This is a genomic window from Blastococcus sp. SYSU DS0533 (assembly GCF_054050775.1).
On record NZ_JBJGZZ010000003.1, the window covers coordinates 20,847 to 33,139 of the forward strand.

At 73.9% G+C, this 12,293-nt stretch carries 12 protein-coding genes; 4 read left to right on the forward strand and 8 right to left on the reverse strand.

Annotation, left to right across the window (positions count from 1 at the left end):
- Positions 1-40: 40 nt before the first annotated feature.
- The gene (locus tag ACI79W_RS04995; protein WP_456560972.1) at positions 41-796 is read right to left on the reverse strand and encodes an ABC transporter permease; all 756 of its coding nucleotides are present in this window, start codon (positions 794-796) and stop codon (positions 41-43) included.
- Positions 793-1,725 (reverse strand): ABC transporter ATP-binding protein, encoded by a 933-nt coding sequence (locus tag ACI79W_RS05000; RefSeq protein ID WP_456560973.1) that lies wholly within the window; start codon positions 1,723-1,725, stop codon positions 793-795. Before ACI79W_RS05000 ends, ACI79W_RS04995 begins: the two co-directional genes overlap by 4 nt.
- A gap of 189 nt (positions 1,726-1,914) precedes the next feature.
- On the opposite strand from ACI79W_RS05000, the gene ACI79W_RS05005 reads away from it, so the two are divergent.
- The 3 genes from ACI79W_RS05005 to ACI79W_RS05015 are packed head-to-tail and all read left to right on the forward strand — an operon-like array spanning position 1,915 to position 5,133.
- Entirely contained in the window at positions 1,915-2,385 is a 471-nt protein-coding gene (locus ACI79W_RS05005; protein WP_456560974.1) for a universal stress protein, read from the forward strand.
- Positions 2,386-2,399: 14 nt separating this feature from the next.
- Positions 2,400-3,464 carry an adenylate/guanylate cyclase domain-containing protein gene (locus tag ACI79W_RS05010; protein WP_456560975.1) on the forward strand — a complete coding sequence of 355 codons (1,065 nt, stop codon included), beginning with the start codon at positions 2,400-2,402 and terminating at the stop codon, positions 3,462-3,464.
- 31 nt (positions 3,465-3,495) lie between these two features.
- The gene (locus tag ACI79W_RS05015; RefSeq protein WP_456560976.1) at positions 3,496-5,133 is read left to right on the forward strand and encodes an ABC-F family ATP-binding cassette domain-containing protein; all 1,638 of its coding nucleotides are present in this window, start codon (positions 3,496-3,498) and stop codon (positions 5,131-5,133) included.
- 5 nt (positions 5,134-5,138) lie between these two features.
- Here the strand turns inward: ACI79W_RS05015 and ACI79W_RS05020 are convergent, their stop codons facing one another.
- From ACI79W_RS05020 to ACI79W_RS05030, 3 genes are read right to left on the reverse strand one after another with little or no spacing between them, the layout of a single operon-like run.
- A complete protein-coding gene (locus ACI79W_RS05020) occupies positions 5,139-5,681 on the reverse strand; it encodes an N-acetyltransferase family protein (RefSeq protein WP_456560977.1) in 543 nt (180 codons plus the stop codon).
- A gap of 1 nt (position 5,682) precedes the next feature.
- The gene (locus ACI79W_RS05025; protein WP_456560978.1) at positions 5,683-6,807 is read right to left on the reverse strand and encodes an alpha/beta fold hydrolase; all 1,125 of its coding nucleotides are present in this window, start codon (positions 6,805-6,807) and stop codon (positions 5,683-5,685) included.
- Positions 6,728-7,147: a hypothetical protein gene (locus tag ACI79W_RS05030; RefSeq protein ID WP_456560979.1), complete on the reverse strand. Its 420-nt coding sequence runs from the start codon at positions 7,145-7,147 to the stop codon at positions 6,728-6,730. Before ACI79W_RS05030 ends, ACI79W_RS05025 begins: the two co-directional genes overlap by 80 nt.
- Positions 7,148-7,328: 181 nt before the next feature.
- Here ACI79W_RS05030 and ACI79W_RS05035 point away from each other — a divergent pair, with 181 nt between their 5' ends.
- Positions 7,329-8,099: an SDR family NAD(P)-dependent oxidoreductase gene (locus ACI79W_RS05035; RefSeq protein ID WP_456560980.1), complete on the forward strand. Its 771-nt coding sequence runs from the start codon at positions 7,329-7,331 to the stop codon at positions 8,097-8,099.
- Between the two features lie 28 nt (positions 8,100-8,127).
- Here ACI79W_RS05035 and ACI79W_RS05040 read toward each other — a convergent pair whose 3' ends face one another.
- From ACI79W_RS05040 to ACI79W_RS05050, 3 genes are all read right to left on the reverse strand, one after another.
- Positions 8,128-8,262, reverse strand: a complete 135-nt coding sequence (locus ACI79W_RS05040) for a methionine/alanine import family NSS transporter small subunit (protein WP_456560981.1) — start codon at positions 8,260-8,262, stop codon at positions 8,128-8,130.
- Complete coding sequence (locus ACI79W_RS05045) at positions 8,259-9,884, reverse strand: sodium-dependent transporter (RefSeq protein WP_456560982.1); 1,626 nt, start codon at positions 9,882-9,884, stop codon at positions 8,259-8,261. Before ACI79W_RS05045 ends, ACI79W_RS05040 begins: the two co-directional genes overlap by 4 nt.
- A gap of 191 nt (positions 9,885-10,075) precedes the next feature.
- Positions 10,076-12,292, reverse strand: coding sequence for a putative bifunctional diguanylate cyclase/phosphodiesterase (locus tag ACI79W_RS05050; RefSeq protein ID WP_456560983.1), 2,217 nt, complete (start codon positions 12,290-12,292; stop codon positions 10,076-10,078).
- Position 12,293 lies beyond the last annotated feature (1 nt).

Sequence of the window (12,293 nt, forward strand, 5' to 3'; positions counted from 1 at the left end):
TCTCGACCGGTGCAGGGGTCGCGGGGGAGGCTCCGGCCCCTCAGGCGATGTCGCGGCGGACCGCCAGGAAGGTGCCCAGCAGGGCCGCCAGGAGACCGTAACCGAGCAGCAGGAGTCCGCCTTGCCACGCCTGGAGCAGGTCGGGGCCTGCCAAGGTCGCCGTGAGCGCCTCGAGCGCGCCCCCCGGCATCCACTTGTACGCGCCCGACGTGGCCGGGATCGACCTGATGATCGGCTCGACGACGAAGAGGTAGACCAGGCCGCCGACGATCGCGCCGACCTGGTTGCGCAGCAGCGCACCGAGCCCGACGCCGATGATCGCGTAGATGACGAGCGCCAGCCCCGCGCTGCCGAGCGTGCCCAGGTTGCCGGCGTCCAGCGCGGGAACCGCACCGCGCGCGCCGGCGTGGACGGCCACGGCGGCGTAGTTGACGACCAGCACCACCAGCGCGAAGGCCGCCGCCGCGAGCGCGTAGGCCAGCAGCTTGGCGACGACGACCTTCCCGCGTCGCGGGGTGGTGAGGAAGGTCGGGGTGGCCGTCCGGTGCCGGTACTCCTGGGTCATACCGATGATGCCGACGATGAGGAACAGCACGTTGACGTTCACCGCGTTGGCCATCGCCAGCTCTTCGTAGACCGGTGTGCCCACGGCCGGGATGCCCGACTCCGGGTTGCCGGCGAACGCGGTCAGCAGGACGGCGAACCCGACCACCATCACGCAGGCGCCCAGCAGCAGCCCGAGCCAGACCCTGGTCGTGAAGAGCTTGGTCCACTCCGCGCGGATCAGGTCGGTCATCGCGAGGCCTCCGGGGACGGCGCGCCGGCGGCGTACTGCTCCTGGCCGGCGGTGAGCTGGAAGTAGATCTCCTCCAGGCCGCTGGTGCGCGAGCGCAGCTCGTGCAACTCGACCCCGGCGGCGAAGGCGCGGGCCCCGACCTCGGCGGTCGTGCGCCCGGCGACGGTCAGGGAGTCGTCGCCGTCGAGGGTGACGGGCATGCCGTCGGCGCGCAGCGACTCGGCCAGGCGCGCGACCTGCGGGCTGCGCACCAGCACCGTGCCGCCCCCCTCGGCGCCCGAGCGGAGCTGCGCCATCGACGCCTCGCGGACCAGCCGGCCGGCGCCGACGATGACCACGCGGTCCACGGTCTGCTCGACCTCGGAGAGCAGGTGGCTGGAGACCAGGACGGTGCGGCCCTGGTCGTGGGCGAGGTGGCGGATGAACCCGCGGAGCCACTGGATGCCCTCGGGGTCCAGCCCGTTGGCCGGCTCGTCGAGGACGAGCACGGAGGGGTCCCCGAGCAGCGCCGTCGCGAGCCCCAGCCGCTGACGCATGCCGAGGGAGTAGCCGCCGGCGCGCCGCCGGCCGGCGTCGGTGAGGCCGACCTGGGTCAGGACCGCGTCGGCGCGCTCCACCGGCAGCCCGGCGGCGCGGCAGTAGACGCGCAGGTGGTTGCGGCCGGAGCGGGCGGGGTGGAACGCGGTCTCCAGCACCGCGCCCACGGTGCGCACGGGCTCCTGCAGAGACGTGTACGGGGTGCCGTTGAAGGTGGCGGTGCCGGCGTCGGGCCGGACCAGCCCGAGCAGCATGCGGAGCGTCGTCGTCTTGCCGGCGCCGTTCGGACCGAGGAACCCGGTCACCGTGCCCGGCTCGACGGTGAAGCCCAGGTCGCTCACCGCCCGGACGGCGCCGAAGGACTTGGTGAGCCCCCGGACCTCGACCCGCACGGGGTCGGTCGCGGGGGCGTGCGGGGTGGCGATGTCGCTCCTCCTCCGGTGGTGAGGCGTCTGCGGACCATCCAAGCGCACCGGGGCGGCGTTCCGGGAGCCCGCGCGCGCATGTCGCCTGCCGTTCACCCCGCCCGGTGCGCGTGACCCCGGGCACACGTCCGGCCGGCGTCGCCTAGAGTGCGCGCCGTGAGCGAGCCGGTGAACGCCTACTCCACGGTCGTCGTCGGCACCGACGGGTCGGAATCGTCGCTGCGCGCCGTCGCCCGGGCCGGGGCGCTGGCCGGCGCCTGCGGTGCGACGCTCGTGGTCGCCTGCGCCTACCTGCCCGCGGAGACCGACGACCGGGAGCTCGCCCGCGCCCAGGACGTGCTCGGCGACGAGGCGTACCAGGTGGTCGGGTCGCACCCCGCCGAGGAGACCGTGCGCACCGCCGCCGAGCGCGCGCTCGCCGCCGGCGCCGGCGACGTGCGGACCGTGGCCGTCACGGGTTCCCCGGTCGAGACGTTGCTGGAGGTCGTGCGCCGCGAGAAGGCGGACCTCCTCGTCGTCGGCAACCGCGGGCTGAGCGGGATCAAGGGCCGGCTGCTGGGCTCGGTGCCGGCCGACGTCTCCCGCCGCTCGCAGTGCGACGTGCTGATCGTCCACACCACGGGCTGAGGTCCGCGACGGGCATGGACGATCCCGGGGTGGGCCCCGACCACGGCGCCCGCGAGGCGCTGGAGCGGTTGCTGCTCGGCGGCCCCCGGCGGTACACCCGCCTGCAGGTCGGGCGGATGGCCGGGATGCCACCGGAGCGCACGCAGCGGCTGTGGCGGGCGCTGGGCTTCCCCGATGCGGCCGACGACGACCCTGCGTTCACCGACGCCGACATCGCCGCGCTCGGGGTGCTCTCGACGCTGATCGACTCCGGCTTCGTCGACGCCGAGAGCGAGGCGTCCATCGCGCGGGCGATGGGGCAGTCGCTGTCGCGGCTGGCCGACTGGCAGACCGACATGCTGGCCGACGCGCTGCTCCGCGGAGCGCAGCCCGGTGAGGAGCCGGCGGCTACCACCGAACGGGCGGTGGCCGCCGCGCAGGCGCTGCTGCCCCGGCTGCGGGAGGTGCAGGACTACGTGTGGCGCAGGCACCTCGTCGCCAACGTCGACCGGCTGCTCGCGGCCACCGGTCCCGGCGACCGGCGGGAGCTCGCCGTCGGGTTCGCCGACCTGGTCGGCTACACCTCCCGCAGCCGGGGGATGGGCGGGCGCGAGCTGGGCGCGATGGTCGAGGACTTCGAGAGCACCGCCGCCGAGGTGATCGCCCGCCACCACGGCCGGGTGGTGAAGACCGTCGGGGACGGCGTGCTGTTCACCGCGTGGTCGGCGACCGACGCCGCGGACATCGGGCTCGAGCTCCCCGACGCCTGGGCGGCCGACGACCGCCCGCCGCTGCGCGTGGGCGCGGCCTACGGCGCGGTCCTCACGCGCCTGGGTGACGTCTACTCACCGGTGGTGAACCTCGCCAGCCGGCTGACCTCGCTGGCCCGTCCCGGCGCGCTGCTCGTCGACCGCGACCTCGCCGACCGGTTGCGCCCGCTGGAGGACTACCGGGTCCGGCCGCTGCGGCGGGTGTCCGTGCGGGGGTACGACCAGCTGCAGCCGTGGCTGGTGCGGCGGAGCCGAGCGGCCGCGGAGGACAGCGGCTACGGCGACGACGCGTTCGACGTCGACGACGACGCGTCGGCGAGCCGGGACTGATGGATCCGGGAGCCCTTGGCAGGCTGGAGGGGTGAGCGCCACCCTCGTCGCCCGTGGACTGGCGGCCGGTCACGGCGCCCGCGTGCTCTTCTCCGACCTCGACCTCGTCGTCGCACCGGGCGACGTCGTCGGCCTGGTCGGGGTGAACGGCGCGGGCAAGTCCACCCTGCTGCGCACCCTGGCGGGGGAGCTGGCGGCCGAGGCCGGGAGCATCGCGCTCAGCCCGCCCACGGCGACGCTCGGCTACCTGCCGCAGGAGCACGAGCGCCGTCCGGACGAGACGGTCCTGGACGCGCTGGCGCGGCGCACGGGCGTCGCCGCCGCGCAGGTCGTGCTCGACGCCGCGACCGAGGCGCTCGCGGCGGGGCAGCCGGGTGCCGAGGACGCGTACGGCGACGCGCTGGAGCGCTGGCTCTCGCTCGGCGGTGCGGACCTCGACGAACGCGCTGCGGAGGTCGTCGCCGAGGTGGCCCCGGGTGTGGCGCTGGACGCGCCCATGACCGGGCTCTCCGGTGGGCAGGCGGCGCGCGTCGGCCTGGCCTCCCTGCTGCTGTCCCGCTACGACGTCCTGATGCTCGACGAGCCCACCAACGACCTCGACCTCGCCGGGCTGGACCAGCTGGAGCGCTTCGTCGCCGGCTCCCGCGCCGGCGTCGTCGTGGTCAGCCACGACCGGGAGTTCCTCGCGCGCACGGCCAACCGCATCGTCGAGCTGGACCTCGCCCAGCAGCTGGTGCGCGTGCACGACGGCGGCTACGAGGCGTACCTGGTCGAGCGCGAGGTGGCCCGCCGGCACGCCCGCGAGGAGTACGAGGAGTTCGCCGACACGAAGGCCGGGCTCGAGGCCCGCGCGCGGATGCAGCGGAACTGGATGGCCAAGGGGGTCCGCGGCGCGATCAAGAAGCAGAAGGACCCCGACAAGCACCGGAAGAACTTCGCCCGCGCCTCGGCGGAGAAGCAGGCGGCGAAGGCGAAGCAGACCGACCGGCTGATCGAGCGCCTCGAGGTGGTCGAGGAACCCCGCAAGGAGTGGGAGCTCCGCATGGAGATCGCCGCCGCACCGCGTGCCGGCGCGGTCGTGGCGACGCTGCGGGGCGCGGTCGTCCGCCGCGGCGGGTTCACCCTCGGGCCGGTCGACCTGCAGGTCGACTGGGGGGACCGCATCGCCATCACCGGCGCCAACGGCTCGGGGAAGTCGACCCTCCTGGCGGCGCTGCTCGGCCGGGTGCCGTTGGACGAGGGCGCGGCGTCGCTCGGACCCTCGGTCCAGGTCGGCGAGGTCGACCAGGCCCGTGGCCGCTTCCTCGGGGACGAGCCGCTGCTCGACGCCTTCGGTGCCGAGGTGCCCGACTGGCCGACGGCGGAGGTGCGCACGCTGCTGGCCAAGTTCGGCCTCACCGCCGACCACGTGCTGCGCCCGGCGGTCACGCTGTCGCCGGGGGAGCGGACCCGCGCCGCGCTGGCGCTGCTCCAGGCCCGAGGGGTGAACGTGCTGGTGCTGGACGAGCCGACCAACCACCTCGACCTGCCGGCCATCGAGCAGCTGGAGCAGGCGCTCGCCGACTACCCGGGCACGCTGCTCCTGGTCACCCACGACCGGCGGATGCTCGCCGCCGTCGCCACCGACCGGCGGCTCGAGGTCGACGGCGGGCGGGTCACCGAGCGCTGAGCGGGTCAGCCGGCCGGCGTCCCGAGCTCGTCGGCGATGCCGACGGTGTCCATCCCCGCCCACGTGTCGGAGACGTGGTGCGCCAGCACCATCAGGTCGCGCAGCTCGCCGCTGCGGTCGCGGATGTGGTCCTTCAGCAGCGCCTCGCCGGTGAAGCCGAGGTCGCCGAAGAGCGCGAGCGCCGGCCCCTGCTCGGCGACCACCTCGACGACGAGCTTCGACACCCCGGAGGAGACCGCGCCCACCAGTGCCTGCCGGGCCAGCTCCCGGCCGAGCCCGCTCCCGCGGCGGGACGGCGCGACCACCAGGCGGATCTCGCCGACGTGGTCCGACCAACCCGGGAGCGGCCGGACGGCGACGTAACCGGTGACCTCGTCGCCGTCGACGGCCACCCAGCGGCCTCCGGCGGACTCGCCGGTGGCCCAGGAGCGGACGGTCTCCGGATCGGTGACCTCCTCCTTGATGAAGGTCCGGTCACCCTCCGGCAGGTCGCCGAAGAACCGCAGCAGCGCGTCGCAGCGCTCGGGCCCCAGTTCCACCACGGTCACGTCAGGCCTCCTGGGGCTTCTCGTCGGTGTCGAGCAGGTCGCTGCGCCGGCGGACGAAGTCGATGATCGTGGGCACCGTCGTCCTCGCCGCGGTCCGCCCGACGACCAGCCCCATGTGGCCGGCGTCGAGGCAGAGCTCGTGCTTGTCGGGGGAGCCGACCAGGTCGATCAGCGGCGCGGTCGCCGCCGGCGGCACGATGTGGTCGCGGTTGGCGCGCACGGTCAGGAAGGGCACCTGGATGTCGGCGAGGTGCACCGGGTCGCCGCCCACGGTGAGCCGGTCGTTCACCATGCCGTTGGCCCGCACGAGCATCTCCGCCGTCTGCCGGGCCGCGGCGCCGGGGAAGGGCACGTGGTCGTCCGACCACCCGGTCATGGCCTGGTAGGACGCGACGTACTCGTCGTTCCAGAGCCGCTCCCAGAGGGTGACGTAGCGGGTCACCTCCGCGGTCGGGGTCAGCGCCCGGAAGCCCTGGACGACGACCGAGGGCGGGACGTTGCCGTCCGCGTCGAGGACGGAACCCACGTCCATCCCGCCGACGGCGAAGATGTCGGCGAGCGGGCCCATGTGGCGGAAGTCCACCGGCGTGGCCAGCACGGTGAGGCTGCGCAGCGGCGCGTCGGGGTGGTGCGCCGCGTAGAGCAGCGCGAGGTCCCCGCCGAAGCAGTAGCCGAAGAGGTTCACCTCGTCGGCGCCGGAGAGCTCGAGGACCCGGTCGATGCCGGCCGGGATGTAGTCGTCGACGTAGTCCTCCAGCCCGTTGCCCGCGTCCCGCTCGTCGGGCTCGCCCCAGTCGAGCATGTAGACGTCGAAGCCCGCCTCGAGCAGTTGCTCCACGAAGCTGTTGCCGGGCGTCAGGTCGAGGATGTAGCTGCGGCTGACCAGGCTGAACACGATCAGCAGCGGGGGCCCGTACCGGACCCCGCCGTAGGTGGCGGGGTCGTTGCGGTAGTGCCAGAGCTGCGTGCGGCCGCGTTGCCAGACGACGTCCTTGGGGGTCTGGCCGACCCCGGGCCGGTCGACGCCGGCGACGAGCTTGATGCCGTTACGGGCGCGAAGGGTGTTGCGCTCGACGTCGCGCCGGACTCGGTCGAGCACCGTCTGCGGGCTGGGCACCGTCGGCATCGCCGTCCTCCGTGGTGGTGGTCGTGGGTCGCGGAGCACCGGGGCGCGCGGCGGAGCTGCGGCGCCGCTCCTGCTCCAGCTGGATGGTCAGCCGCCGCACCTCGCGGTCGAGCGAGCCGATCTGCGCGCGCAGCCGGCTGATGTCGCTCCCGGCGGGCAGGTTGAGCAGGTGCCAGGCCCGGGCGCTGAGGCCCTGCGCCGAACGGCTCGCGAGGGTCTGCGCCCGCCGCACCAGTGCGGCGCCGAGCGCGAAGTGCTCGGTGCGGACGAGGCTCTCCGCGCGCGGCGCCACGGCACGCTCGGCCGCGTCGAACGCCTGACGCCAGAGCGGGGCGCTCACCGGTCCACCCGGGGCACCCGCCGCGCGGGGTCGAGCGGCTGCTGCGCGAGGTCGGTCATCGGTCGCCCCCCGGTGGTCGGTGCCTGGACGGCAGGGGCCCTACCCGGCTCGACCGGTGATCTACCGCACAGGGCCGATACGGTGGCGCGACAGCCCGCCGACCGCGAGGAGACTCCCGCTCATGCCCGACCGCTCGATCCTCGACTTCTTCCGCCTCGACGACCGCGTCGCCATCGTCACCGGGGCCTCCTCCGGGCTGGGGGCGGTGTTCGCCCGCACGCTGGCCGAGGCGGGCTGCGACGTCGTGCTGGGCGCCCGCCGGGCCGACCGGCTGGCCGAGACCCAGCGCGCGGTCGAGGCGGCCGGGCGGCGGGCGATCAGCGTCGCCACCGACGTCTCCCGGCCGGAGGACTGCCAGGCGCTGGTCGACGCCGCCATGGCCGAGTTCGGCAAGGTCGACATCCTGGTGAACAACGCCGGGGTGGGCACCGCGGTACCGGCGACCCGGGAGACGCCGGAGCAGTTCCGGCAGGTCATCGACGTCAACCTCAACGGCTGCTACTGGATGGCGCAGGCCTGCGGCCGGGTGATGCAGCCGGGTAGCTCCGTCGTCAACATCTCCAGCGTGCTCGGGCTGACCACGGCCGGTCTGCCGCAGGCCGCCTACGCCGCGAGCAAGGCGGGGCTGGTCGGGCTGACCCGCGACCTGGCCCAGCAGTGGACCGGCCGCAAGGGGATCCGCGTGAACGCCCTGGCGCCGGGCTTCTTCACGTCGGAGATGACCGACCAGTACCCCGAGGGCTACCTGGAGTCGCAGCTGTCCCGGGTGCTGGTGGGCCGCAAGGGCGAGCCCGAGGAGCTCGCCGCCGCGCTGGTCTTCCTGGTCAGCGATGCCGGCGGCTACGTCACCGGCACGACGATCCCGGTCGAGGGCGGGATGCTCACCAGCTGAGCGGCGTTCCGCCGGGGGCGTGCGCGGGTCAGAGGTCCCGGCGCACGTTCTCGGCACGTCCCTCGACGGCGCCGTGCCGGACCAGGCTGGCAACGGCCAGGGCGAGGCCGCCCCAGATGACCAGCATGGCCACCACCATCATCACGATCGCGCTGGCGCTCACCGGCGGCCTCCCTCGTCGTACCCGCTGACCGAGCGGTCGCGGGGCCTCGCGTCCGCCACCGGTGCCGCGCCCAGCGGTGTGCCGGGATCGGTGCCCGGTGGTGGTCCGTCCAGGTGCGTCCCGGCGCGCCACGGCAGCCGGGCGAGCAGGAAGCCGATCAGCGGCAGGGCCAGGACGAGCAGCCAGCCGAAGCCCAGCAGGAGCCAGGTGGGGTACCCCTCGTAGGGCGCCGTGAGGTCGTCGCGCACCGCGAGGACGAGCACGATGGCCAGCCCGGCCGGGGCCACGACGCTGGTCAGCACCCGCCAGCCGGTGCCGACCCGGGGGCGGCCGTGCACGTTCAGGTGGTCGCCGAGCCGGGGCAGGGCCCGCAGCACCCAGGCCACGACCAGCATGCTCAGCAGCGCCACCACCAGGATGCCGTACTGGTTGACGAAGTGGTCGACGACGTCGAGCACGTAGATCCCGCTGGTGGTGCTGAAGAGGAGCAGGCTCAGCACCGCGGTGGGGACGACGACCGCGAGCGTGGCGGTGAGCCGGCTTGTGTCGAGCTTGTCGCGGACGGCGGAGATCACGACCTCGATCACGCTGATCAGCGAGGTGATGCCGGCGATGACGAGGGACCCGAAGAACAGGACGCCGATGAAGGCGCCCCCCGGGGCCTCGCTGATGATGGTGGGGAAGGCGATGAAGGCCAGGCCGATCCCGTCGCTGGCGACCTGGCCGACCGCGACCCCACCGGCCTGGGCCATGAAGCCGAGGGCGGCGAACACGCCGATGCCGGCGAGCAGCTCGAAGCTGGAGTTCGAGAACCCCACGACGAGGCCGGAGCCGGTCATGTCCTCGCGGCGGCCGACGTACGAGGCGTACGTGATCATGATGCCGAAGCCGATCGACAGCGAGAAGAAGATCTGGCCGAACGCGGCGGCCCAGACCGAGGGCTCGGCGAGCGCCGCCCAGTCGGGGGTGAACAGGGCGTCGAGGCCGGCGCCCGCCCCGGGCAGCAGCAGCGCCTGGACCACGAGGACGACGAACGCGAGCACGAGCACCGGGATGAAGACCAGCGAGATCGCGCCGATCCCGCGCTGGACGCCGAGCGCCATGACGACCAGGACGGCCAGCCAGACGATCGCCAGGGGCACGAGGACCCCGGGTACCACGTCGGCGGTGACCTCCACGTCACCGGCCTGCAGGTACTCCCCGAAGAAGAAGCCCTCCGGATCGGCGCCCCAGGCCTGGTCCAGCGAGAAGAAGGTGTAGCTCAGCGCCCAGGCGAGCACGGCGGCGTAGTAGACGGCGATCACGAAGCAGATCGCCACCTGCCACCAGCCGAGCCCCTCGGTACCTCGGCGCAGGCGAGCGAACGAGAGCGGTGCGGAGCCGCGGTGGCGGTGGCCGATCGCGTAGTCGAGCAGCAGGAAGGGGACGCCCGCGGTGAGCAGCGCCACGAGGTAGGGCACCACGAAGGCGCCGCCGCCGTTCTCGTAGGCGACGTAGGGGAACCGCCAGATGTTGCCCAGCCCGACCGCGGAGCCGATCGCCGCCAGGATGAAGACCCGCCGGGAGCTGAACGCGCCGCGCCGGCGCTCCTCCTGCGCGGCGGCACCCGCTGTCGAGCTCATCGCACCTCCCGTGTCCAGGCCCGCCGGCGTGCGAGCACCTCGAGCGCCGGGTCGTCGAGGAGGGCGTGCCGGCACCCGGGCCTCATCAAACACCCGCGAGGGCCTCTCCGTCCCCTCCTGGGGCGCCCGGGGAGCGGGGGCGTCCGGCCGATGACTACGGGGTCCGCCGGCGCCCCGGGTGCCGGCGGACCTCAGTTCGAAGGCTGGGCGTGGTGCCGTGCCGCGGCTTCGCCGACGGGGTCGATGTTCCCTGGTGACGCCCCGGCAGCTGCCCGGGGAGGCGGCGCCATGCGGAGCGCGGCTCCTGGGCTGTCCGACCGACGGCGCTCCGTGTCGGGCGAGGCCTGCTGCGGTGGAGCGGGCCGTCCGAGGTGGTAGCCCTGCCCGTACTGCACGCCGAGCGCCTCCAGGGCGGCGAGCTCGTCGGCCGTCTCGATGCCCTCGGCCACCAGCGTCAGGTCCAGGATCTGCCCGAGACCGACGATCGCACCGATGACGGCCCGGTCCTCCGAGGAGGTCGCGATGCCGCGCACGAAGGACTTGTCGATCTTCAGGACGTCGATGGGGAAGCGCCGCAGGTAGCTCAGCGACGAGTAGCCCGTGCCGAAGTCGTCGAGGGCGAGCCGGATCCCGAGCGCTTTCAGCTCTTCGAGCTTGTGCGTCGTGCCAGCCGTGTCCTCCGCGAACAGGGACTCGGTGATCTCCAAGGTCAGGCGGTCCGGCGCGAGGCCGGACGTCCGCAAGGCCTCCCGGACGTCGTCCACCAGATCGGGGTGCTGGAACTGACGCACCGAGACGTTCACGCTGATCCGCGGTCGCCACCCGCCGGGCTGCTGCCACGCCACGGCCTGACGGGTGGCTTCCCGGAGGATCCAGCGGCCGATCGGCACGATGAGGCCGCTGTCCTCGGCCAGGGTGATGAACTGGGCCGGCGGCACCAGCCCGCGCGTGGGGTGCGCCCAGCGCACGAGCGCCTCGTAGCCGCTGATCCGGCGGGGGAGCAGGTCGACGATCGGCTGGTAGTGCAGCACCAGTTCCTGCCGCTCCAGCGCCTGGAAGAGATCCGCCTGCAGGCGCTCGCGGTCGAGGTGGTCGGCGTGGTGGCTGGGCTGGAACACCTCGCAGCGGCCCTTGCCGCTGGTCTTGGCCACGTACATGGCGATGTCCGCCGCACGGAGCAGCCCGATGCCGCTGACGCCGGCGGTGGTCGTCGTGGCCAGGCCGATGCTGAGGCCGGCCCGGACCATGCGGTCGACGACGAGCACCGGTTCGCGGAGCGCCGCGAGGATGCGCTCGGCCACACGCGGGGCCATCTCACCGCTCTGCGGGCCGCCGAGGAGCACGGCGAACTCGTCGCCGGCCAGGCGGGCGAGCGTGTCGCCCGGACGCAGGCAGGCGCCGATCCGCTGGGCCACCACCTCGAGAAGGGCGTCCCCGCCGTCGTGGCCGAGCGTGTCGTTGACCGTCTTGAGGTTGTCGAGGTCCAGGAACAGCACCGCAGCCGGGGTGCCGGTCTCGTGTTCGAGCTCCTCGGCGGCGCGCAGGCGCTCCATGAACAGAGCCCGGTTCGGCAGGCCGGTCAGCGGGTCGTAGAACGCCTGGGTCCGCAACTGCTCCTCCAGTTCCCGGCGGTCGCTGACGTCCCGGGTGGTGAGCACGACGCCGGTGACGGCGGGGTCGTCCCGCAGGTCGTTGACGACGGTCTCGGTCCACCGCCAGGAGCCGTTGCGGTGCCGCATCCGGACAGCGGGGCTGGACGCCGGGGGTGCGCCCCTGACCACCGAGGCGAGCTGGTTGCGGAACGTGCCGGCGTCCTCGGGGTGCACGAGGCCGTGGATGTCGGTGCCGATGAGCGTCCCGGGCGGGTAGCCGAGCACCCAGCCGACCGACGGCGTCTGGTAGGTGACCGTGCCGGAGGCGTCGACGACGGTGATGACATCGGAGGCGTTGCGCACGAGCGAGCGGAAGTGCTCGCCCGCCTCGAGAGCGTCGAGCAGGCTGTTGAAGGCCTGGGCGGTCTCCCCGAGCTGGTCGTCGGAGTCCACGCGGATGCGCTGGGAGGTCGACTGCGTCCAGTCGCCGGTGCGGCTGGCCTGCGAGATGCCCTGGGCGACCGAGCGCAGGTGGCTGCTGAGCACGGCCAGCCGGCCGCCGACGAGGCACCGGCACAGCGCGTAGCTGAGGGCGCCGACGAGGAAGCCGGCGCCGAGGCACGCCGCCTTGAACACCGGGCGCTCGGCGTACTGGGCCGGCACACCCAACCCGGTCGCGAACGGCGGGAAGACCAGCCCGACCGCGATGCCGAGACCGACCATCCAGACCGCCAGGTCCCAGAAGACCCGCGATGTCAGCCGCAGTCCCCGGCGCCGGTGGCGGCCGTGGCCGGCCTCTATCTGCGTTCCGCTCATG